We start from the raw sequence: 21708 nt of genomic DNA on the forward strand, positions 1-21708 counted from the left end.
AGCGTCACTTGCGCCGCCGGCTTTTCAGCGCCGCCGGCCGCTTGGCCTTCTTCAAGGCCAGCGCGCGCCCCTTCTGCCCCTTGCCGTCGCTCAGCATCTCGAACCGCAGCGCGCCGGCGAAGGGCGCGGCCTCGACCAGCTTTACCTCCACCGCATCGCCCAGCTGAAAAGTCTCGCCCGTCCGCGCCCCGACCAAAGCGTGCTGCGCCTCCTCGAACCGATAAAAATCGGCGCCCAAGGTCGCCGCCGGCACAAACCCGTCCGCTCCGGTGTCCTCCAGCTTCACGAACAGCCCGGCGCGCGTCACCCCGGCGATGCGGCCATTAAAGGTCGCGCCGATCTGCTCGGCCAAGAACGTCGCGATCAGGCGTTCGGTGGTTTCGCGCTCCGCCGCCATGGCGCGGCGTTCGCTGGCGGAAATTTTGGCCGCGATCTCCGCCAGATGCTCGCGACCCATGTCCGGCAGCCCGCCCGGCCCGAGATCGAGCGCCCGCACCAGCGCCCGATGCACGATCAGATCGGCATAACGCCGGATCGGCGAGGTGAAATGGGCGTAGCGGCGCAGATGCAGGCCGAAGTGCCCGTAATTCTCCGCGACATATTCGGCCTGGGCCTGGGTGCGCAGCACGATCTCGTTGACGACATTCTCATGCTCGCCGCCGCGCACTTTTCGCAAAATGTCGTTGAACTGCTGGGGTTTCAAAACCTGCCCCTTCGCCAGCTTGATACCGATGGTGGCGAGAAACTCCGCCAGCGCATTGAGCTTTTCCACCGAAGGCTCGTCATGCGCCCGATAGATCAGATGCGATTTCTGCTCCTCCAGCGTCTCGGCGGCGGAGACATTGGCGAGGATCATGAATTCCTCGATCAATTTATGCGCGTCCAACCGGGGCGGCACAAAGATCCGGTCCACCGTCCCGTCCGGCTTGAGCAAAATCTTGCGCTCCGGCAGGTCGAGATCGAGCGGCGACCTTTTTTCGCGCGACACTTTCGCCGCCGCATAGGCCCGCCACAAAGGCTTCAGCGCCACTTCCAGCAGCGGACGGGTGGCGTCATCGGGCCGCCCGTCAATGGCGTCCTGCGCCTGCTGGTAGGACAGCTTCGCCGCCGAGCGCATCATCACCCGATGAAACTCATGGTCGAGCTTGTGGCCGTCCGTGCCGATCCGCATCCGGCAGGCGAGCGCCGGCCGGTCCTCGCCCTCGCGCAAGCTGCACAAATCGTTGGAAATCCGCTCCGGCAACATCGGCACGACGCGGTCGGGGAAATAGACGGAATTGCCGCGATCCAGCGCCTCGCGGTCGAGCGCCGCGCCCGGCCGCACATAAAAACTGACATCGGCGATGGCGACAGTGACAATAAACCCGTCGGGATTGTCTGGCGCCTCATCCGGCTCGGCGAACACCGCGTCGTCATGGTCCTTGGCGTCGGGCGGGTCGATGGTGATGAGCGGCAGCGTCCGCCAGTCCTCTCGGGTAAAACCCTCGGCCGCCATGCGCGCCGGCTTGGCGGCCTCGGCGGCCTCAAGCGTTTCCGGCCGAAACAGGTCGGGAATGCCATGGGTGTTGATGGCGATCAGGCTGATGGCCTTTTCGCTGTTCATCGAGCCGAGCCGCTCGCGCACGCGGGCCTGCGGCAGGCCGAGCCGCCCGTTCGACAGCGTTTCCACCGACACGAGATCGCCGTCTTGCGCCTCGCCCCGGTCGGCCTCGCTCACGACCATTTCCTTGTCGCGCGTCTTCTTGTCCACGGCGACGATGCGCCCGCCGCGCGTGCGCAAATCCTCGCGGAACACGCCGAGCACCCGCTTTTGCGCCCGCGACAGCAGTTTGATCACGCGGCCGGAATAAGCGGGACCGCCGGTCTCTTGCAAAGGCGAAACCCGCAGCAGCGCGCGGTCGCCGACGCCCGGCGTCGGCACATGGTCGCGGGTGTTGGCGGCGCGGCGGGGCAGAGTCACAACAATGCGCGGCGCCGGGCCGAGGGCTTCCTCCCATTCGGCGGGCGTGGCCAAAAGTTCGCCGTCGCGGTCGCGCGAGAGAATGTCGCACAGCACCACTTGCGGCAACGCGCCCGCCTTGTGCAGGCCGGCGCGCGATTTTTGCACGGCGCCCTCGATCTCCAGCTCCTTCAGCAGCGCTTTCAGGCGAATCTTGGCGTCGCCACGAATCCCGAAGGCGCGGGCGATCTCGCGCTTCTCGATCTTTTGCGGCGCGCCGCCGCCGTCCGCGCCCTGTTGGGCCGCGCGGGCGATGAAGGCGAGAATGTCCTCCTTGGTGGGAAAGGGGACTTGGCGACTTGCGGAGTGAGCGGGTTGTTTTGGCACGCCGCCAGCATAGGCGTTCGCCGGGCGCGCGTCACGGACGCAAAAGTGAAAAGGGCCAGGCGGGTGAAAATTCGCCGCTGCGTCAGGGCCGGACCGACGTACCCGTTATGTTCCATGTGAAACGTCTGATACGCAAGTCTTTGACATCATGGTGGAACCCAAGGCGACCTCTGTCGTTATTTCCAAGAAACACGCAAAGGTTGTGTTAGGGTACGCTGTGAAAAAAGTCCGGATATAGTCGGGAATCCAACAGAAAACATGCCAGATTTTATCGGAAAACACATGATTTTCCCAGAATCTCGCAAAGCAACACAACCGAAACGCGCACACGCGATGATACGGCGCCAAAAAGAACCGTCTGGCCAAAGCTCAAGCGCGCCAGAAGGGGAGGATAAGGCTCGCACGACATCGCTAACGCGGTCGAAAGCCGTCATTATCCGGCGCGGAAGTCACCAAATAACTGATTCGTTGGAGGAAAAATGAAAGCCATCGCCCTTGCTGTTCTTGCGTCGGCGACGCTCGCCACGCCCGCCCTCGCTGATTATCGCGGATCCGCCCAAGCCCAGGAGGCCTGCACGCCCGACGTGTTCCGCCTCTGCGGCGATTTCATCCCGGACGCCGGCCAGATCGCCGCCTGCCTCGCCCGACAGAAGACCAATCTCAGCCCGGCCTGCCAGATGGTTTTTGGCGGATCGCGCCGTCACGCTCCGGGATTGGCCCGCCGGTGACGCGACCCGCTTTCTCCCCGACAGGGGAGAAAGCTCGCGCATGATCCCAGGAAGTGGGCGCCGGAATGGCTGGCGTCCCCGCTATTGCTCATGATGTTCGCGGCGAACAGCGCGGAAACGACGATCCCGCCTCCAAACAATGCGATCCAGGTTCTCCGCATCCACGCCTCCCAGCCCTTCGCGGTCCCGCGGGCCTTGACCTCGGGCGTCCCTGTCGGTCGCCTGACGCGCGAAGGGCTGCGGACTCATCCAATTGCGTCGCTCGCGCGTTAAAGGCAGAATGCGAAAGGCGGTGAGCGATGCGTGTACTGGCTTTGGGACTGATACTGGCCTGCGGGAGTGGCGCGGCGCTTGCCGCGATGAAGCCCGGCGAATCCGCGCCGGATTTCGCGATTCCGGCGGCGGTCGGCGGCAAGACTTTCACCTTCACCCTGTCGGAGGCGCTGAAAAACGGCCCGGTGGTGCTGTATTTCTATCCGAAGAGCTTTACCTCGACCTGCACGGTCGAGGCGCATGATTTCGCCGAAAACGCCGGAAATTTCGCCCAAGCCGGGGCGAGTCTGATCGGCGTCTCCGCCGACACGCTGGACACGCAGAAGGAATTTTCAGCGAAAGAGTGTCGCGAGACGTTCCCGGTCGGCGCCGATCCCGACGGCAAGGTGATCCGCGCCTACAAGGCGCAATTTTCCACGCTGCTCGACACGGCGATGTCCAGCCGCATTTCCTACGTGATCGCGCCGGACGGAAAAATCCTGCTGGCCTATGAGGGTGCGTCCGCAGAACCGCACATCGAGAAGACTCTCGCCGCCGTCCGCGCCTGGCGCGCCGCCCACCCGCGCTGAACGTCGTCGCTCTCCTTCTCCACATAGCTCGTCGCAACACCGCCGCCTTCCTTCTCCCCTTGCGGGAGAAGGTGGCTCGCGCTGAAAGCGCGAGACGGATGAGGGGGCGCCCCCGCCGCGCCCGGTCAGGCCTCCGGAAAGGATTCCGCGGTAATGCCGCAGCTTTCCAGCCATTTGCGGACGTGAACGATGTCTTCCCTGGTCAGGGTGTGATTATGGTGGTGCAGCGTGGCTTTCTGCCCGTGCAGGGTGATCTCGACCTTGTTGCCATGCTTCTGCTCGACCACCGCGCCCAGCCCCACGAGCGCCTGTTCGGCGTCCTTGAAATCGATGTTGCCGGCGATCGGATGCGCGAAGAAGGCGTGCAGGATCTTTCGGGAATGTTGATGCACTTGGCCCTCCATCTCACGCTTGCGCAACAGCTCCACCCTAACCCGGTGCGCAAGAATGTCCATGACACAAGTCAACGCCGCCGCCGTCAGTTCGCGCTTCGCGCCGGCTTGGATATTGTTGAATCCGAGACTTTCGGTTGGGGAGCGACCGCCGGAGAGCCTACGCCTTCTTCAGAAAGCACGTCTTCAGCACCAGGCCCTTCACCTTGTCGGTGCGGCCTTCGATCTCTTCGGGGTCGTCGGTGAGGTGGATGCCGCGGATCACCGTGCCGCGCTTGAGCACGGTGGAGGAGCCCTTCACCTTGAGATCCTTGATGACGGAGACATTGTCGCCTTCGTTCAGGATCGCGCCATTGGAATCGCGTGTTTCTGACATGCCTGCCTCCCTTTCCAAGCCGGATTAGGGCGGCGCGTCGAGAAAAGCCAGCGCGAAATCCGCTCTCACCCCGCCGGCGCGAAACGACGGATGACCTCCTCGCGTTTCACCGGCGCTTCGCGCAGCCATTGCGCTTCCAGCCGCCCCGTCCTGGGATCGCGGCTCCAGCGGCAGGCGAGGATCAGGGTGCGTTCAGGCGCGGCTTTGAGGTCCATGGCGATTTCCTCCCAACATTACAACTTTAACGCGAATATCTTCATTCCCGGTTGAGGCGCGTACTTAAGTTTCTGTTGAGAAGCAAATTTTCGGAGGGCGGTCACGCGGCTTCCCGCATCGGCAATAAGCCGCTAAACAGGGCCATGCTCTACGCTTGGTTGATCGCGCCCTTCGCCGATTACGAATTCATGCGCCGCGCCCTGGTCGGCGCCTGCGCCTTGGCGGTTGCGGGGGCGCCGCTCGGCGTGTTCCTGCTGCTGCGGCGCATGGCTCTGTCAGGCGACGCGCTCGCCCACGCCATCCTGCCCGGCGCCGCGCTCGGCTATCTCGTCGCCGGCCTGTCGCTGCCGGCCATGACGATTGGCGGCGTGCTGGCGGGGTTCACGGTGGCGCTCGGCTCCGGCGCCATCGCCCGCGCCACCGTTTTACGCGAAGATGCGTCGCTGGCCGCCTTCTACCTGCTGTCTCTGGCGCTGGGCGTCACCCTGGTTTCGGTGCGCGGCTCCAATGTCGATCTTTTGCACGTCCTGTTCGGCAGCGTGCTGGCGCTCGACAACGCCACGCTGATCCTGCTGGCGAGCATAGCCAGCGTCACCCTGATCGGGCTGGCCGCGATCTACCGCCCGCTGGTGCTGGAAACCCTCGACCCCGGTTATCTCGCCTCGGTCAGCCGCTCCGGCGCGCTGATTCAGAGCGCCTTTCTCATGCTGGTGGCGCTCAATCTGGTCGGGGGCTTTCACGCCTTGGGCACGCTTTTGTCGGTGGGCATGATGATGCTGCCGGCGATTTCCGCGCGGTTGTGGACGCAGAACATGACCGGCATGATCGCGCTGGCCGCGCTGTTCGGCCTGATCGGCGCCTATGCCGGCCTGCTCGCCTCCTATTTCCTGGGACTGCCGTCCGGGCCGCTGATCATCCTCGCCTGCGGCGCGCTCTATGTGTTTTCGCTGTTGGCCGGGCCTGCGGGCGGGATGTTGCGCAAGTTCACGCCGCGCGTCCATCTGGAGGGGTGAGCGCGGCGCGACCTATCCCGATCTCAGGCGCGACCGCTGAGCACGGCGAAGCGCCATGCCTTGTAGCTGCAATCCACATCGGCAAATCCCGCCTGTTCGAGCCATTTGATCTGGTCGTTTACGCAGGCGCACCGGTCGAAGGCCATGCGTTCCCGGGCCTTGTCGATTTCAGACTCGGGCGCGCCGAGCCTTCGGACCTGTTCGAGCCATACCCGCTCATAAAGCGCGTCCGTGGACGGAGTCGGCCCTGACACCTGTTCGGCGTTGACGAAGAGGCCGCCAGGTTTCAATGCGGCGTGGATACGGCGATAAAGCTGTCGTTTTTCGTCGTCCGAAAGGTGGTGGATCGCCAGCGATGATATGACCGCGTCCCAGGGGCCGCCGAGGTTGGCGTGCGCCATATCGCCGACTCGATAGTCCACGCGATCGTTTCCCGCGAAACGGGTCCGCGCTTGTTCGAGCATGGCGGCCGAAGCATCGAGGAGGCAAAGTCTGCCGACGTTGCATTGCGCCAGCGCCATCGCGGAAAACAGTCCCGTGCCTGCGCCGATGTCGAGGACGTCGAACGCGCGGGGTGTTCGCCATTCCCCAATGATTTTCAGCGCCGAGCCGTAGAAATCGTCGAAACAGGGGATCAAGCGACGACGCAGGTCGTCGTAACCGGCCGCATCCCTGCTGAACAGGACGGATGCGGGCGCTGCCGTGACTGTCATTGTCCTTGTCCTTTCATCCAGGCCTCTCGCCACACCTCGACTCGGACTGCTGGCACGCCGAGCACAGCCCCCGAATCTCAATCGACACCGCCTCCGCCGCGAACCCGTTTTTCCGCGCCGCCTGTCCCAAAAAACTCTCCAGCGCCGCGCCGGAAAACTCGCGCGTCACCCCGCAGGCGCGGCAAATCATGAAGCCGGCGCACAAAGCATGGCCCTGCGCCCGGCAGGCGACATAGGCGTTTTGCGACTCCAACCGATGCGCCAGCCCCCCGTCCATCAGCTTTTGCAGCGCGCGATAGACGGTTGGCGGCGCCAGGGGTTTCTCGGAGTGTTTTTCCCCGCTGAGCGCGTCGATCACCTCATAGGCCGACAGCGGCTTTTGCGCGGCGACCAGCAGATTGAGGATCCGAGTCTGGACGGCGTTGAGGCGCGGCGCGGGCAAGGGGCTGGACATTGGCTCCAATCTGATATGTTATAACATACGCAAGCGCATCGCCGCACAAACCAAACTAGGACGCCTTCATGCGTATGAAAAGCCTGCTCGCCGCGGTTCTCCTGTTGCTGCCGCTGTCGGCCCGAGCCGGAGTTCCCGAAAAACTTCGGGTGGTCGCCAGTTTCTCCATTCTCGCCGATTTTTTGCGCGAAGTCGGTGGCGATAAGGTGGAAATAAAGATGCTGGTCGGCGCCAATGGCGACGCCCATGTGTTCCAGCCCAGCCCCACCGACGCGCAGTCGCTGAAAAAAGCCAGGCTGATCGTCGTGAACGGACTCGGCCTCGAAGGCTGGATGACCCGGCTGATCGCCGCTTCCGGCGCGACCGCGCCCGTGGTGGTGGCGACCAAGGGCGTCATCGCCCGCGAAGGCGAGGAAGACGGCAAGAAGGGCGTCGACCCCCACGCCTGGCAAAGCATCGCCAACGCCAAAATCTATGTCGCCAACATCCGCGAGGGTCTGGCCGCCGTCGATCCAGCCGATTCCGACTATTTCAAAACCCGCGCGGACAAATTCCTGGCGCGGCTCGATGCGACTGAACGACAAGTCCGCGCCGGCATAGCGGAAATCCCGGAAAACAACCGCCGCATCGTCACCACCCACGACGCCTTCGGCTATTTCGGCGCCGCCTATGGTTTTCAGTTCATCGCGCCGATCGGCCTGTCGTCGGACGCCGAACCTTCCGCGCGCGACATCGCAAAACTGATCGCCCAGATCAGGCGGGAGCGCGTCCCGGCGGTCTTCCTCGAAAACATTTCCGATCCGCGCCTGATGACGCGCATTTCCCAGGAAAGCGGCGCGAAAATCGGCGGCTCGCTGTTTTCGGACGCGCTGTCATCGGGTGAAGGCCCGGCCCCCACTTACATCGACATGATGACTCACAATATAGAGGAGTTGAAAAGGGCGTTGATCCCTCACAGCTAACCGGAGTCCAAATGTCGCAAGAAAAAATCCCCGTCACCGTCCTCACCGGCTATCTCGGCGCGGGCAAGACCACGCTGCTGAACCGCATCCTCACCGAAGATCACGGCAAGAAATTCGCCGTGATCGTCAATGAATTCGGCGAGATCGGCATCGACAACGAACTCATCGTGGACGCCGACGAGGAAGTGTTCGAAATGAACAACGGCTGCATCTGCTGCACCGTGCGCGGCGACCTCATCCGCATCATCGAGGGGCTGATGCGGCGCAAGGGCAAGTTCGACGCCATCCTGGTCGAAACCACCGGCCTCGCCGATCCCGCGCCGGTGGCGCAAACCTTTTTCGTCGACGCCGACGTGCAAAAGGAGACGCGGCTCGACGCCATCGTTACCGTCGCCGACGCCAAATTCCTGTCCGACCGGCTCAAGGACGCGCCGGAAGCCAAGAACCAGATCGTGTTCGCCGACGTCATCCTGCTCAACAAGACCGATCTGGTCAGCCGCGCCGAACTGGAAGAGGTCGAGGCGCGCATTCGCGGCCTGAATCCCTACGCCAAGCTATACCACACCAAGAAATGCGACATCGCGCTCGACAAGGTGCTGGACCGCCACGCCTTCGAACTCGACCGCATCCTCGACCTCGACCCGGACTTTTTGACGGTCGAAGAGCACGATCACGGCCACCACGATCACGATCACGGCCATGACCACCACCACCACGACCACGATTGCGCGCCGGACTGCGATCACGAGGACCATCATCACGCGCCAAAAGTCCTGCACGACGACGAAGTCAAGTCGGTCGCCATCGAGATCGCCGGCCCGGTGGATCCCGACCTGTTCCTGCCCTGGATCAACGAAGTGGTTCAGCGCGACGGCCCGGACATCCTGCGCTCGAAAGGCATCCTCGCCTTCCCCAACGAGCCCCGGCGCTATGTCTTCCAGGGCGTCCACATGATCCTCGACGGCGACCTCCAGCGCGAATGGAAGCCGGACGAAAAGCCCAACAGCCGCATCGTCTTCATCGGCCGCAAGCTGAAGGAGAAGGAGCTGCGCGAAGGTTTTAGAGCCTGCGCGGCCTTCCAGACCGCGTGACAGATTTGCCTGCCTCTCCCCGCAAGCGGGGAGAGGATTTAGCCGCTTTTTTAAGCAGGCGATGGGCCGGCTAGATAATGAGCATAAAAATCAAGCCCATACCGGCGCGATCCCGCCTGCGCGCCTGACATAGGTCAAGGACGCCACCTCTGGCTTGCTCTTGACTGCGCGCCCTGAGGAAACCAGAGGGCCCGTCATGTCCGCGCAAGTCAAATACACGCTCGACGAAACCCAGATCCCCAAGGACTGGTACAATATCGTCGCCGACCTGCCGTCGCCGCCGCCGACGGTCCTGCATCCCGGAACCAAGCAGCCTGTCGGCCCCTCCGACCTTGAGCCTTTGTTCCCGATGGAGCTGATCCTCCAGGAGGTCGCCACCGAGCGCGCGATCGAAATTCCCGAACCCGTGCGCGACATTTTCAGGCTGTGGCGGCCCTCGCCGCTGATCCGCGCGCGCCGGCTCGAAAAGCTGCTGGATACGCCGGCGAAAATTTACTTCAAATATGAGGGCGTCTCGCCCGCCGGTTCGCACAAGCCCAATTCCGCCGTGCCGCAGGCCTGGTTCAACAAGCAGGCGGGCACGAAAAAGCTCACGACCGAGACCGGCGCGGGCCAATGGGGCTCCTCGCTGGCTTTCGCCGGTTCGCTGTTCGACATCGACGTCACCGTCTATCAGGTGCGCTGCTCCTACGACCAGAAACCCTATCGCCGCGCGCTGATGGAAACCTATGGCGCGAGATGCGTTTCCTCGCCCTCGACCGAGACGGAATCGGGTCGCGCCGCGCTCAAGGAAAACCCCGATACGCCGGGGTCGCTGGGCATCGCCATTTCGGAAGCCGTCGAGGTCGCGGCCAAGAACCCCGACGTCAAATATGCGCTGGGCTCGGTGCTGAACCACGTCATGCTGCACCAGACCATCATCGGCCAGGAGGCGATCAAGCAGTTCGAACTGGCCGGCGACGACCCGGACGTGATCATCGCCTGCGCCGGCGGCGGCTCGAATTTCGCCGGCCTCGCCTTTCCGTTCCTTGGCCTGCAATTGCGCGGCGGCCGCAAGCGCCGGGTGATCGCGGTCGAACCGGCGGCCTGCCCCTCGCTCTCGCGCGGCAAATACGCCTATGATTACGGCGACACCGCGCATCTGACGCCGCTGATGAAGATGCACACGCTCGGCTCGACCTTCATCCCGCCGGGCTTTCACTCCGGCGGCTTGCGCTACCACGGCATGGGTCCGCTGGTGTCGCATGTCTACGAACTCGGCCTGATCGAGGCGCGCGCCTGCGAGCAGATCGCCTGCTTTGAAGCGGGTGTGCAATTTGCGCGCGCGGAAGGCATCGTTCCCGCGCCGGAATCCACCCATGCCGTGCGCTGCGCCATCGACGAGGCGCTGCGCTGCAAGGCGGAAGGCAAGGCGGAGACCATTTGCTTCAACCTGTCGGGCCACGGCCATTTCGACATGGGCGCCTATATCAACTACTTCGCGGGAAAACTGGTCGACGTCCATTACGACGCGGGCGAACTCGCCATGGCGCTCTCCCTGCTGCCGGCGGTGGCGGCGGAATAGGCGTTTCCTGCGGGCCTTTCGGCACTAAGTAAACATTCGTTGGCTCGCCAACGAATGTTTACTTAGATTTCTTTGTTTTCGCACGATCTTTTCCAAAAACCGGCGCCCACTTTTTGGGATCATGCTCTGGCAACTCCCAGCGAGCGGGACGACCCTCCCGCTCGCTGTTTTGTGCTTTTCGCCGGCGCGGCGAAAACCCGTTTCATCAAGAAGCGCCAGGCCGGCTGAGCCAGCCCTTCACGGCCGAATGTCGAACCGCGCGGAAAACTCCTGCACGGGCGGCTGGTTTTTTTCCCACCCGCGCGCGCAGCGCAGGCTGAGGACGGTCGCGCCCGAAACCTCCGCGCGGTAACGGAAGATCGCGGCGCCGGGCGCGCCGGGCAGGGGTTTGGGATAATCCGAGTCGCGGCCCAGTTTCTTCAAGCCGGGCGCGCCGTCGGCCTGCTCCGACCAGACAAAGCCGGTGGAAGCGGTTTCGCCCAGCCGCACCTCGACCTCGTCGCCAACGCGCAGCGCAAAACTCTTGCCCGCATCGGCCTCGGTCAGCCGCAACGGCTCCGCCCGCGCCGGCCCGCCAACCAGCAAGGGCGAGGCCAGCGCCAGGGCGGCGAGGGTTTTGGAGAAATTCAGAGAGATCATGGGCGAGCCTCGGCCGATTTGCGCGCCGCACGGTCTCACGGGGCCGGGCGAAACACAACATCAGCGGTCATCGCCTTTGCGCCCGCGCCCGCCTCATGCTATGGGGCCGCTCAATCCCCGGCATTGCCGCGCCCAGCGCCCGTTGAGGAGCCTCCAAAGGAGCTATCATGAGCCATTCCAACAGCTTTTTCAGCGCCTCTCTGGCCGAGTCCGATCCCGAAGTCTTCAAGGCCGTCGAACTCGAACTCGGCCGCCAGCGCAAGGAAATCGAGCTGATCGCCTCGGAAAACATTGTTTCGCGGGCGGTGCTTGAGGCGCAGGGCACGGTGCTCACCAACAAATATGCCGAAGGCTATCCGGGCAAGCGCTATTACGGCGGCTGCCAGTTCGTGGACATCGCCGAAAACCTCGCCATCGACCGCGCCAAAAAACTGTTCGGCTGCGGCTTCGCCAATGTGCAGCCCAATTCCGGCTCGCAGGCCAACCAGTCGGTGTTCCTCGCCCTGCTGCAACCCGGCGACACATTCATGGGCCTCGATCTCGCCGCGGGCGGCCATCTCACCCATGGCGCGCCGGTCAACATGTCCGGCAAATGGTTCAAGCCGGTGTCCTATGGCGTCAACAAGGAAACCGGCCGCATCGACATGGCCGAAGTGGAAAAGCTGGCGAAAGAGCACAAGCCGAAGCTGATCATCGCCGGCGGCTCGGCCTATGCCCGCCATTGGGATTTCGCCAAATTCCGCGAGATCGCCGACTCAATCGGCGCTTACCTGTTCGTGGACATGGCGCATTTCGCCGGTCTGGTGGCCGGCGGCGCGCATCCCTCGCCCTTCCCCCACGCCCATGTCGTCACCTCCACCACGCATAAAACCTTGCGCGGCCCGCGCGGCGGCCTCGTCCTGACCGACGACGAGGACATCGCCAAGAAAATCAATTCGGCGATTTTCCCGGGCTTGCAGGGCGGCCCGCTGATGCATGTCATCGCCGGCAAGGCGGTGGCCTTCGGCGAGGCGCTGCGCCCGGACTTCAAGGCTTACGCGCATCATGTGGTGGAAAACGCCAAGGCGCTGGCCGACACGCTGTTGAAGGGCGGCCTCGACCTCGTCACCGGCGGCACCGACAACCATCTGATGCTGGTGGACCTGCGGCCCAAGAAGCTGACCGGCAAGGCGGCGGAAATCGCCCTGGGCCGCGCGGAAATCACCTGTAACAAGAACGGCGTGCCGTTCGACCCGGAAAAGCCCTGGATCACCTCGGGCATTCGCCTCGGCGCCCCCGCCGCGACGTCGCGCGGTTTCGGCGTGGAGGAATTCCGCCAGATCGGCGCGCTGATCATCGAAGTGCTCGACGGTCTGGCGAGCCATGGCGAAGCCGGCAATGCAGCCGTCGAGGCGAGCGTGAAGGCCAAGGTCGAGGCGCTGACCAACCGCTTCCCGATCTATTAAGAAAGCAAAAGCAGCCCTCACCCTGAGGAGGCCCCGTCAGGGGCCGTCTCGAGGGCCGCGTCTCGAAGGGTGGGGGCGGCCCACGGCTCTATCCGCCCGCTTTGGCCCGCGACGCCAAGCGTTGCAACGCGGCATAGTCGCGGGCGATCAGGGCTTCCTTCTTCGCGCGCGACCATCCCTTGATGCGGCGCTCGGTCGCGACGGCCTCGTCAACGCGCTCGAAGGACTCCGTATAAACGAGAATGAGCGGACGGCGGCGGAACGTGTAGCATTTTGGGTCGAGGCCCAGTTCATGTTCACTGAGCCGCTCGATGGGATCGCGCCGCGTGATCCCCGTGTAAAACGAGCCATCGGCGCAAAGCAGAATATAGATGTGGGCGTGAGCCATCGGCGGCGGAAAGATGCGTGGACCGCCCCCGTGCTTCGAGACGGCCCTTTCAGGGCCTCCTCAGCATGAGGGCTAATTTTGATATTGCAGCTGTTCCGCCTGCAAAAATGCGCCAACTGAAACAATTCAGAACCATTCAGCCGCCCTCACCCTGAGGAGGCCCCGTCAGGGGCCGTCTCGAGGGTGGGGGCGGCCCACGTATTTTTCCGCTTGGCGTTTTCAGCCCCTTTGCGCGACCATACGACGCACCCCCTGAGTCGCGCCATGTCCCTAGCCGAAGCGCCCCGCGAAAAATTCGCCGACCTGTTCACGCCCAAACTCATCACGGTCTGGCGCGAGGGCTATACGCTGGCGCAATTCCGCGCCGATGTCTTCGCCGGCCTCACCGTCGCCATTGTCGCGCTGCCGTTGTCCACGGCCATCGCCATCGCCTCGGGCGCGACGCCGCAGGCGGGCCTGTTCGCTTCGGCGATCGGCGGCTTTTTCGTCTCGGCGCTGGGCGGCAGCCGCTTCCAGATCGGCGGCCCGGCGGGCGCCTTCATCGTTCTGGTCGCCTCGACCATCGAAAAATTCGGCTATTCCGGCTTTGTCGCGGCCACGCTGATGGCCGGCGCGTTCCTGCTCGCCATCGGCTATCTGCGGCTCGGAACCTACATCAAATACATTCCCCATTCGGTGGCGGTCGGCTTCACCGCCGCCATCGGCCTGATCATCTTCACCAGCCAGTTGCATGAACTGTTCGGGTTGCGGCTCGACCACGAACCCGCCGCCTTCCTGCCCAAGGTCGAATCCCTGTGGGCCGCGCGCGAAACATTGAATCCGCAGGCGCTGGCGCTCGCCGTCGCCTGCCTCGGCCTCATCGTCAGCCTGCGCGCCTTCGCGCCGCGCTTTCCCGGCCTGCTCGCGGCGGTGGCGTTCGCTTTGGCGGCGACCTGGGCGCTCGATCTGCACATCGCCACCATAGGCTCGCGCTTCGGCGAACTGCCGCGCGGCCTGCCGGCGCCGGCGCTGCCCCATCTCGCGCTGGCGGACTGGTGGCGATTGGCGCCGGCCGCGCTCGCCATAGCCGTGCTCGGCGGCATCGAATCGCTGCTGTCCGCCGTGGTCGCCGACGGCATGACCGGGCGGCGCCACCGCTCCAATTGCGAACTGGCGGCGCAGGGCTGGGCCAATATCGCCTCGGCTTTGTTTGGCGGCCTGTGCGTGACCGGCGCCATCGCCCGCACGGCGACCAACATCCGCGCCGGCGCCCACGGTCCCGTCGCCGGCATTTTGCACGCGATCATGCTGATGGCCTTCCTGATGCTGGCCGCGCCGCTGGCCGCGCATATCCCGCTGGCGGCGCTGGCGGCGATCCTGACGCTGGTGTCGTGGAACATGATCGAGCGCGACCAGATCGCCGCCATTTTAAGGTCGGATCGCGGCGAGGCGGTGATCCTGCTGGTCACCGCCGGCTTGACGGTTTTCGAGGACGTCACCATCGGCATCGCCGCCGGCGTGACGCTGGGCGCCCTGATCTTCATGCACAAGATGGCGCAGGTGGTGGCGGTGGAGACCGGCGAAACCCTGTTCGAGGAGGACAGCGCCGACGCCAGCGAAGGCGAGGCGGCGAGCGCCGACCCGGATTTCCTGGTCTATCGAATCGCCGGCCCGTTCTTCTTCGGCGCGGTCAATTCGGTGGCGGCGGCGCTCGACCACATCGGCCGGCGCCCGAAAATCTTCGTGCTCGACCTGTCGAAGGTTCCCCTGGCCGACGGCGCCGCCGCCCACGCCCTGCACGGCTTCATCACCCGCGAGCAAAAGCACGGCGTGCGCGTGATCCTGTCGGGCGCCTCGCGCGGCGTGCATCGCACTTTGGTGGCCCATGGCGTCAACAGCCGCCTGGTGCATTTCAGCGCCGATGTCGCCGACGCCCGCGCCTATTGCGACAACCACGAGATCGACAAGGCTATAGCAGAAACCTGAGCGCCTCCGCGCAATCGGCCTCCAGCTTCAGCGCCAGCAGCCCATCCGCCCGCGTCCGGCCCAAATTGACCGCCGCGCAGGGCTTTCCCAACCGCGCCGCCTCATCCACAAAGCGAAAGCCGGAATAAACCATCAGCGATGACCCGACCACCAGCACGGCGTCCGCCTCTCGCACGGCGGCGTAGGCCGCCTCGACCCGCTCGCGCGGGACGCTTTCGCCGAAAAACACCACATCGGGTTTGAGCACGCCGCCGCAGGCGGGGCAGGGCGGAACCACGAACCGCGAGAAATCAACATCCTCCAGATCGGCGTCGCCATCGGGCGCATGACCCGCCTCCAGCGCCGCGAAATCCGGGTTGAGCCGAACCAACTCGGCCTGAAATTTTTCGCGCGAAAGAATCGCCCCGCAGCCCATGCAGCGCAAGCCGTCGATCCGTCCATGCAGATCGACGACGTTTTGGCTGCCCGCCGCCTGATGCAAGCCATCGACATTCTGCGTCACCAGCAGCGGTATCCTTCCCCGCGCCTCAAGCGCGGCCAGGGCCCGATGCGCGTCATTGGGCTCGGCGGCGGAAATCTTGCTAAAACCCAACAAGCTGCGGGCAAAATAGCGCTTTCGCGCCGCCTCCGAGCCCATAAAGGCGGCAAAAGTCATGGGTTGCCGGCGCTTCCACGCGCCAAGACCGTCGCGATAATCGGGAATGCCCGATGCGGTGCTGCACCCGGCGCCGGTCAGCACGAACAGTCTTTCATGGCCGAGAATAAAATCGCGCAGGGCGGACAGCATGGGCGCACTCTACATGTTGTGGTCGTTCTTGTCTTGTACCCTTAAAAATGCACAATGCCGCCGCTTGGAAAACGCGCAAGCGATTCGCGGGGCAGGCTTTTCTGGAGGCGACATGCGCTGTCCCTATTGCGGCAGTCTCGACACGCAAGTGAAGGATTCGCGCCCGACCGACGATTCCAGCGCGATCCGCCGCCGTCGCGTCTGCCCGGATTGCGCCGGTCGCTTCACCACTTTTGAGCGCGTGCAACTGCGTGAACTCACGGTCGTCAAGAAATCCGGCCGCCGCGCCCCGTTCGATCGCGAGAAGCTGGCGCGCTCCATCCAGATCGCCCTGCGCAAGCGCCCCGTGGAGGCCGAACGGGTGGACCGCATGATCAACGGTCTGGTGCGCCAGCTCGAAAGCCAGGGCGAGGCCGAAGTCCCCTCCGAAACCATCGGCGAACTGGTGATGCAGGGCCTGAAAAACCTCGACGAAGTCGCCTATGTCCGTTTCGCCTCGGTCTATCGCAATTTCCGCGAGGCGCGCGATTTCGGACCGCTGCTCGACGAAATCGCCGACGAATCCAAGAAAGCTGAGCCGTCATGACTGTCTCGCCGCAAGACTTGCGCTATTTCCGCGCCGCGCTCGCCCTGGGCGCGCGCGAACTCGGCGCGACCGCGGAAAACCCCGCCGTGGGCGCGCTGGTGGTGAAGGACGGCGTGGTGTTGGGGCGCGGCTGGACGCAGGCCGGCGGGCGCCCGCACGCCGAGCCGCTGGCGCTGGCGCAGGCCGGCGAAGCCGCGCGCGGCGCCACGCTCTATGTCACGCTGGAGCCCTGCGCCCATCACGGCAAAACCCCGCCCTGCGCCGACGCCATCATCGCCTCCGGCGTCGCGCGCGTCGTCGGCGGCCTCACCGACCCCGACCCCCGCACGGCGGGTCAGGGTTTTGCTCGCCTGCGCGCCGCCGGGATCGACGTCGAAACCGATGTGCTTCCCGACGAAGGCCGCCGCGCCCATCGCGGCCACATCCTGCGCGTGACGGAAAACCGCCCGATGGTGACGCTGAAAATCGCGCGCACGCCGGACGGGTTCGCCGCCGGCGCCGAGCACGACCGCCGCCTCGCCATCACCGGCCTCGCCGCCAATCTGCGCACCCATGTGCTGCGCTCGCTGCATGACGCCATCATGGTAGGCATGGGCACGGTTCTCGGCGACGACCCGCTGATGACCGTGCGCCTGCCCGGCGTGACCCGCCAGCCGCTGCGGGTGGTGCTCGACACGCGCTGCGACCTGCCGCCGCGCTCCCGCATCGCCGCCGGCGCGGGCGAGGTCAAGACCCTCGTCCTGTGCGGGCCGGGCGCCGATCCCTCGCGTCGCGAGGCGCTGGAAAAAATCGGCATCGAAACCGCCGGCTGCGCGGTGAGCGAGGGCCGCATCGACCTGCGCGCCGCCCTGGAGTTTTTGGCGCGGCGCGGGCTGACACGCGTCTTTTCCGAGGGCGGACCGCAGGTCGGCGCCAATCTGATCGGGCAGGGGCTGGCCGACGAGGTCGTGCTGTTCACCGGAGAACGTCCGCTCGGCCGGACCGGGGTCGAGGCCCTGTCGGAGCCGGCGCGACAAAAGCTCGACGATCCCGCCTGTTACGAGCTGGTGGCCCAGGGCTTGCTGGGCGCCGACAGTTACACGCATTATGAGAGAATCTGAATGTTCACGGGTCTGATCACCGATGTTGGAACGATCGTTGGCGTGGAAGCGCGCGGCGGACTGAAGCGCCTGCGGGTCGCGTCGCATTATCCGGCTGATACCCTCGTCCTCGGCGCCTCCGTCGCCCATAACGGCGTCTGCATGACGCTGGTCGGCTTCGGCCCGCACGAGGCCGCAAGCTGGCATGAGGTGGACGCCGCCGCCGAAACCCTGGCCGTCACCACGGCGGGCGCATGGACGCCCGGCGACCGCATCAATCTGGAGCGGGCGCTGCGCATCGGCGACGAACTGGGCGGCCATATGGTGTCGGGCCATGTCGATGGCGTGGCCACCATCGTGTCGCGAAAAGATTTCGACGGCATGGCGCATTTCGAGATCGAGGCGCCCAAGGCTCTGGCGAAATTCATTGCCGAAAAAGGCTCGGTTGCGCTCGACGGAACCTCCCTCACCGTGAACAAGGTTGCGGGAACGCGCTTCACCATCCTGCTGATCCCGCACACGCTGGACAACACCAATTTCGGCGCGCGCCAAGCCGGCGACCGCATCAACATCGAGGTGGACACCATGGCCCGCTACGCCGCGCGGCTGGTGGAGGCGGCGGGGGAATAAGGCTCCATTCCCGCGAAATGCGCGCCCTCTCCCCGGTTACGGGGAGAGGGCGGGGGTGAGGGGCCGGGGCATTGGTTTGGATGCGTCGTAAAAGCGCTGGCTTGAACGAATGCGCCCGACGTCGCCACCTTCGCGCTTCTTCCCCCTGACCCTCATCCTAACCCTGTCCCCGCGAGCGCGGGGCCAAGGACGAGCACATGGTCGCCTTTCGCTCAGCCCCGGGGCGGCCGCCCGCCGGGGGTGAGCTTGTCGATCAGCGTCGGCAGCGCCTGCGCCAGCAATTGCGACATCTGCTCGGGGCTGACGCCCGCCTGCCGCGCGATATCCGCGATCTTGCCCTGTCCCAGCGCATTGTTGATCTGGTCGGGCGAAATCTGGGCATTGGCGCCATTGCCGACCCAACTGTTCACCGTGTCGGAATGGCCGGCGCCGCGGAACTGGTTGAGCAGCGCGTCCAGCCCGCCGGAAACGGCGGTGCCGGCCGCCGCGCCCGCCAGAAGGCCGCCAAGCTGACTGTTGGCCAGACCGCTCAGCATGCCGCCAAGTCCGCCGCCGCTCAGAAAACCGCCGCCCTGCTGACCGCCCTGCGCCTGTCCGCCGCCCAGCGCGCCGCCGAGGAAACCGCCTCCCTGCTGCGGTTCGACCGGCGCCGAGGGGACCGGCGCCTCTTCCTTCTTGCCGCCGAACAAATGGCCCAGCAGCAGGGCGCCGGCTGCGATCATCAGCGGCTTGATGTAATTATTGTCCGGCACGGCTTCTTTCACGGCGTTTTCCAATTCGCTCATTTTTCCCTCCGAAAGGGTCAGCCGCCGACGCGACGACGCCACATATTTTGTCCCGCCGCCGGCGCCGCGCAAGTGACGATCGCCTCTTTTCTCGCCGGTCAATCGGTTTATCTATAAAGAAGGTTCCGCAACGTCGCGGGGCGAGGGAGGCGCAACCATGGGCATTCTCAGCTGGATCATCCTCGGCGCGGTCGCCGGCTTTATCGCCAGCAAGCTGGTCAACAGCGTCGGTCAGGGTTTCCTATTGAACATAGCGCTCGGCATCGTTGGCGCCGTGGTCGGCGGCTCCATCTCCAACGCCTTGGGCATGGGCGGCGTCAGCGGCGTCAATCTCTGGTCGCTTCTCGTCTCTGTCGGCGGCGCGGTGCTGGCGCTGGTGCTTTACCGTCGGTTCACCGGCTCCAGTCGGCTCTGAAAGCCTAAATGCGTTAAACGGTTGCGCGCCAGCGCGGCGCGGCCTATGCACTCGGACCCGAAACAAATCAGGAAGGTCCGATGGCGGAGCCGAGCCGCGCCCCGGAGACGGTGGAATCCGTTGACGGCGCGCATTTCTTGATCATTGAGGCGCGCTTCTACGACGCCATCGGCGCGCTCCAGCTCGAAGGCGCGACCAGGGCGCTCGCCGCCGCCAGCGCCCGCTTTAGCGTTTTCCGCGCGCCCGGCGCGCTGGAAATCCCCGCCGCCGCCGCGATTCTGCTCGACGCGGCGGAAAAATCCGGCGCGCCTTACGCCGGCGTGATCGCTCTGGGCTGCGTCATTCGCGGCGAGACCTATCATTTCGAGATCGTCGCCGGCGAAAGCGCCCGCGCGCTGATGGATCTGTCGGTCGCCCGCAAAATCCCGCTCGGCAATGGCATCCTCACCACCGAGACCGAGGCGCAGGCGATCGAACGCGCCGATCCGGCAAGACTCGACAAGGGCGGCGACGCCGCCCGCGCCGCGCTCGCCATGTTCCGCCTCAAACGGGAGGCTTAACCAATGGCCGCCGAAAACCGCTCCGCCGCCCGCCTCGCCGCTTGCCAGGCGCTCTACCAGATGGAAGTCGCCGGCAAGGGTCTTAATGAAATCCTGGCCGAATTCGAGGCGTACTGGATCGGCGCCGAAGTCGAGGGCGACCAGTACAAGCCGGCGGAAATCGCCTTCTTCCGCTCGATCGTCTCGGGCGTGCTGGACAACCAGGTCGCCATTGATCGCGCGGTGGACAAGATCCTGAGCGACGGCTGGCCGCTGCGCCGCATCGAAGCGCTGATGCGCGCCATTTTGCGCGCGGGGGCGTTCGAACTGCTCAAGCGCGGCGACGTGCCGGCGCGGGTGGTCATCAAGGAATATGTCGATGTCGCCGGCGCCTTCTTCGAACGCGAGGAAGCCGGCATGATCAACGCCGTGCTGGACGCGCTGGCGCGCAAAGCAAGAGCGGACGAGTTCACGGCTCAAGGCCCGAAACGCGCCTGAAGCGCGCGCCCCCTCCCCGTGAACGGGGAGAGGGCGCATAGCGAGGCTTCATGAACGAATCCGACCTCATCGCCCGCTATTTCGCCCCTCTCGCCGGGCCGGAAGGCCTCGGCCTGACTGATGACGCCGCCGTCCTGACGCCGCCGCCGGGCTGCGACCTCGTGGTCACCGCCGACGCCATGGTCGCGGGAACGCATTTCTTCGCCGAGGATCCCCCGGACGCCATCGCCGCCAAGGCGCTCGGCGTCAATCTCTCCGATCTCGCCGCCAAGGCGGCTGAGCCGCTCGGCTATCTGCTGTCCCTGGCGCTGCCGCCGGACTGGACCGAAGCTTTTCTGGCCGAATTCTCGCGGGGCCTGGGCGAAGCCGGCCGCGCCGCCGGCATCGGCCTGCTCGGCGGCGACACGGTGGCGACCTCCGGGCCGCTGACGCTGTCGATCACGGCGCTGGGCGCGGTTCCCGAGGGAAAAATGATCCGCCGCTCCGGCGCGCGGCCGGGCGACCTGCTCTATGTCTCCGGGACCATCGGCGACGCCGCGCTCGGCCTCGCCCTGCGCCGCGCCGAAATTTTGCGCGGGGCGCCTCCGCCCTGGGCGGGCGCACACGCCGCCGAATTGATCGACCGCTATCTGCGGCCCCGTCCGCGCCTCGCGCTCACCCCCGCCCTGAGGGCCGGCGCCAGCGCGGCCATGGATGTGTCGGACGGGTTGATTGGCGATATCCGCGCGATGATGCGGGCGAGCGGCGCCGCCGCCGAAGTCGATCTGGAATTGATCCCGTTCTCCGCGCCGGCGCGCGCGGCGCTGGCCGCCGATCCCTCATTGCTCGACGTAACCCTGACCGGCGGCGACGATTACGAGATCGTCTGCGCCATTCCCCCCGACAGCGCGGAAAAATTCGAGGTTTTGGCCAGCGCGGCCCAAGTCGCGGTGACGCGCATTGGGGTCGTCGCGGCGCGGGAGAGTTTTCGCGAGCGCGACGGGACCGCCCGCCACTTCGCGCGCGACCGCTTCAGCCACGTTTGAACGACGCGCCGCTGCGTCCAAACGCCGCACGGCCAATGGATGCAACAACTGGTTTTGAGACTGAAACCCTTCCGCGAACGTCAATTCAGACCCTTGTTGCGAAAACTTTGATCTCTGTCAAACCGGGCCAACTTTATGACGATAAACCTTCTCCGTGGCCCGGATTGCTCCACTCGCGCCTTTGTGGAACATTCGGCTCACGAACCGTTAGCACAATTCGGAATCCGTTTCGCAGGGAACGGAGCGATCC

The 21708-nt window shown here is 65.1% G+C and carries 25 protein-coding genes; 15 read left to right on the forward strand and 10 right to left on the reverse strand.

All coding sequences use genetic code 11. The features are described 5' to 3' along the window. Positions 1 to 4: 4 nt before the first annotated feature. On the reverse strand, positions 5 to 2326 hold the full coding sequence (gene rnr / locus CCR94_RS09335) for a ribonuclease R (protein WP_104507594.1): 2322 nt from the start codon (positions 2324 to 2326) through the stop codon (positions 5 to 7). 479 nt (positions 2327 to 2805) lie between these two features. Between rnr and CCR94_RS09340 the strand changes: the two genes are divergently transcribed. Together CCR94_RS09340 and CCR94_RS09350 are read left to right on the forward strand one after the other, a co-directional pair. After that, a complete protein-coding gene (locus CCR94_RS09340) occupies positions 2806 to 3054 on the forward strand; it encodes a cysteine rich repeat-containing protein (protein WP_104507595.1) in 249 nt (82 codons plus the stop codon). Between the two features lie 299 nt (positions 3055 to 3353). Next, positions 3354 to 3896, forward strand: coding sequence for a peroxiredoxin (locus tag CCR94_RS09350; protein WP_104507597.1), 543 nt, complete (start codon positions 3354 to 3356; stop codon positions 3894 to 3896). A gap of 125 nt (positions 3897 to 4021) precedes the next feature. Here CCR94_RS09350 and CCR94_RS09355 read toward each other — a convergent pair whose 3' ends face one another. From CCR94_RS09355 to CCR94_RS25020, 3 genes are all read right to left on the reverse strand, one after another. Further along, positions 4022 to 4288, reverse strand: coding sequence for a hypothetical protein (locus CCR94_RS09355; RefSeq protein WP_146089930.1), 267 nt, complete (start codon positions 4286 to 4288; stop codon positions 4022 to 4024). A gap of 160 nt (positions 4289 to 4448) precedes the next feature. Then, positions 4449 to 4664, reverse strand: a complete 216-nt coding sequence (locus CCR94_RS09360; RefSeq protein WP_104507599.1) for an alkylphosphonate utilization protein — start codon at positions 4662 to 4664, stop codon at positions 4449 to 4451. A gap of 65 nt (positions 4665 to 4729) precedes the next feature. Further along, positions 4730 to 4879, reverse strand: coding sequence for a hypothetical protein (locus CCR94_RS25020; RefSeq protein WP_158254689.1), 150 nt, complete (start codon positions 4877 to 4879; stop codon positions 4730 to 4732). Between the two features lie 144 nt (positions 4880 to 5023). Between CCR94_RS25020 and CCR94_RS09365 the strand changes: the two genes are divergently transcribed. After that, entirely contained in the window at positions 5024 to 5893 is an 870-nt protein-coding gene (locus tag CCR94_RS09365) for a metal ABC transporter permease (protein ID WP_104507600.1), read from the forward strand. 23 nt (positions 5894 to 5916) lie between these two features. Here CCR94_RS09365 and CCR94_RS09370 read toward each other — a convergent pair whose 3' ends face one another. Both CCR94_RS09370 and CCR94_RS09375 read right to left on the reverse strand, forming a co-directional pair. After that, positions 5917 to 6606 carry a class I SAM-dependent methyltransferase gene (locus tag CCR94_RS09370; protein ID WP_104507601.1) on the reverse strand — a complete coding sequence of 230 codons (690 nt, stop codon included), beginning with the start codon at positions 6604 to 6606 and terminating at the stop codon, positions 5917 to 5919. A gap of 13 nt (positions 6607 to 6619) precedes the next feature. Next, complete coding sequence (locus tag CCR94_RS09375; protein ID WP_104507602.1) at positions 6620 to 7060, reverse strand: Fur family transcriptional regulator; 441 nt, start codon at positions 7058 to 7060, stop codon at positions 6620 to 6622. Between the two features lie 68 nt (positions 7061 to 7128). Here CCR94_RS09375 and CCR94_RS09380 point away from each other — a divergent pair, with 68 nt between their 5' ends. The 3 genes from CCR94_RS09380 to CCR94_RS09390 all read left to right on the forward strand — a co-directional run bounded on the left by CCR94_RS09380 (position 7129) and on the right by CCR94_RS09390 (position 10677). Further along, entirely contained in the window at positions 7129 to 8022 is an 894-nt protein-coding gene (locus tag CCR94_RS09380) for a metal ABC transporter substrate-binding protein (RefSeq protein ID WP_104507603.1), read from the forward strand. Between the two features lie 11 nt (positions 8023 to 8033). Continuing rightward, positions 8034 to 9113, forward strand: coding sequence for a CobW family GTP-binding protein (locus CCR94_RS09385; RefSeq protein WP_104507604.1), 1080 nt, complete (start codon positions 8034 to 8036; stop codon positions 9111 to 9113). Positions 9114 to 9309: 196 nt separating this feature from the next. Beyond that, positions 9310 to 10677 (forward strand): TrpB-like pyridoxal phosphate-dependent enzyme, encoded by a 1368-nt coding sequence (locus tag CCR94_RS09390; RefSeq protein ID WP_104507605.1) that lies wholly within the window; start codon positions 9310 to 9312, stop codon positions 10675 to 10677. Between the two features lie 237 nt (positions 10678 to 10914). Here CCR94_RS09390 and CCR94_RS09395 read toward each other — a convergent pair whose 3' ends face one another. Beyond that, the gene (locus CCR94_RS09395; protein WP_104507606.1) at positions 10915 to 11316 is read right to left on the reverse strand and encodes a protease inhibitor I42 family protein; all 402 of its coding nucleotides are present in this window, start codon (positions 11314 to 11316) and stop codon (positions 10915 to 10917) included. Positions 11317 to 11483: 167 nt separating this feature from the next. Between CCR94_RS09395 and glyA the strand changes: the two genes are divergently transcribed. Beyond that, on the forward strand, positions 11484 to 12761 hold the full coding sequence (gene glyA, locus CCR94_RS09400) for a serine hydroxymethyltransferase (RefSeq protein ID WP_104507607.1): 1278 nt from the start codon (positions 11484 to 11486) through the stop codon (positions 12759 to 12761). Positions 12762 to 12849: 88 nt separating this feature from the next. Here the strand turns inward: glyA and CCR94_RS09405 are convergent, their stop codons facing one another. Next, positions 12850 to 13149, reverse strand: coding sequence for a GIY-YIG nuclease family protein (locus CCR94_RS09405; protein WP_104507608.1), 300 nt, complete (start codon positions 13147 to 13149; stop codon positions 12850 to 12852). Between the two features lie 264 nt (positions 13150 to 13413). Here CCR94_RS09405 and CCR94_RS09410 point away from each other — a divergent pair, with 264 nt between their 5' ends. Next, positions 13414 to 15114 carry a SulP family inorganic anion transporter gene (locus CCR94_RS09410; protein WP_104507609.1) on the forward strand — a complete coding sequence of 567 codons (1701 nt, stop codon included), beginning with the start codon at positions 13414 to 13416 and terminating at the stop codon, positions 15112 to 15114. Here the strand turns inward: CCR94_RS09410 and CCR94_RS09415 are convergent. Continuing rightward, positions 15098 to 15901 (reverse strand): NAD-dependent protein deacetylase, encoded by an 804-nt coding sequence (locus CCR94_RS09415; protein WP_104507610.1) that lies wholly within the window; start codon positions 15899 to 15901, stop codon positions 15098 to 15100. The genes CCR94_RS09410 and CCR94_RS09415 overlap by 17 nt on opposite strands. Positions 15902 to 16013: 112 nt before the next feature. Here CCR94_RS09415 and nrdR point away from each other — a divergent pair, with 112 nt between their 5' ends. From nrdR to CCR94_RS09430, 3 genes are read left to right on the forward strand one after another with little or no spacing between them, the layout of a single operon-like run. Continuing rightward, positions 16014 to 16487, forward strand: coding sequence for a transcriptional regulator NrdR (nrdR, locus tag CCR94_RS09420; protein ID WP_104507636.1), 474 nt, complete (start codon positions 16014 to 16016; stop codon positions 16485 to 16487). Continuing rightward, positions 16484 to 17587: a bifunctional diaminohydroxyphosphoribosylaminopyrimidine deaminase/5-amino-6-(5-phosphoribosylamino)uracil reductase RibD gene (gene ribD / locus CCR94_RS09425; protein WP_104507611.1), complete on the forward strand. Its 1104-nt coding sequence runs from the start codon at positions 16484 to 16486 to the stop codon at positions 17585 to 17587. The genes nrdR and ribD overlap by 4 nt, the downstream gene beginning before the upstream one ends. Next, positions 17588 to 18196 (forward strand): riboflavin synthase, encoded by a 609-nt coding sequence (locus CCR94_RS09430; RefSeq protein WP_104507612.1) that lies wholly within the window; start codon positions 17588 to 17590, stop codon positions 18194 to 18196. A gap of 212 nt (positions 18197 to 18408) precedes the next feature. Here CCR94_RS09430 and CCR94_RS09435 read toward each other — a convergent pair whose 3' ends face one another. Further along, the gene (locus CCR94_RS09435; protein WP_146089931.1) at positions 18409 to 18981 is read right to left on the reverse strand and encodes a YidB family protein; all 573 of its coding nucleotides are present in this window, start codon (positions 18979 to 18981) and stop codon (positions 18409 to 18411) included. A gap of 157 nt (positions 18982 to 19138) precedes the next feature. Here CCR94_RS09435 and CCR94_RS09440 point away from each other — a divergent pair, with 157 nt between their 5' ends. The 4 genes from CCR94_RS09440 to thiL all read left to right on the forward strand — a co-directional run bounded on the left by CCR94_RS09440 (position 19139) and on the right by thiL (position 21458). Continuing rightward, a complete protein-coding gene (locus CCR94_RS09440; RefSeq protein ID WP_104507614.1) occupies positions 19139 to 19396 on the forward strand; it encodes a GlsB/YeaQ/YmgE family stress response membrane protein in 258 nt (85 codons plus the stop codon). Positions 19397 to 19476: 80 nt separating this feature from the next. Beyond that, positions 19477 to 19956, forward strand: a complete 480-nt coding sequence (gene ribH, locus CCR94_RS09445) for a 6,7-dimethyl-8-ribityllumazine synthase (RefSeq protein ID WP_104507615.1) — start codon at positions 19477 to 19479, stop codon at positions 19954 to 19956. A 3-nt stretch (positions 19957 to 19959) separates the two neighbouring features. Continuing rightward, the gene (nusB, locus tag CCR94_RS09450; protein ID WP_104507616.1) at positions 19960 to 20433 is read left to right on the forward strand and encodes a transcription antitermination factor NusB; all 474 of its coding nucleotides are present in this window, start codon (positions 19960 to 19962) and stop codon (positions 20431 to 20433) included. Between the two features lie 50 nt (positions 20434 to 20483). Then, the gene (gene thiL / locus CCR94_RS09455; protein ID WP_104507617.1) at positions 20484 to 21458 is read left to right on the forward strand and encodes a thiamine-phosphate kinase; all 975 of its coding nucleotides are present in this window, start codon (positions 20484 to 20486) and stop codon (positions 21456 to 21458) included. Positions 21459 to 21708: the final 250 nt, after the last annotated feature.

Origin of the sequence: Rhodoblastus sphagnicola, assembly GCF_002937075.1 — a bacterium.
In the GTDB taxonomy this organism is placed as follows: domain Bacteria; phylum Pseudomonadota; class Alphaproteobacteria; order Rhizobiales; family Beijerinckiaceae; genus Rhodoblastus; species Rhodoblastus sphagnicola.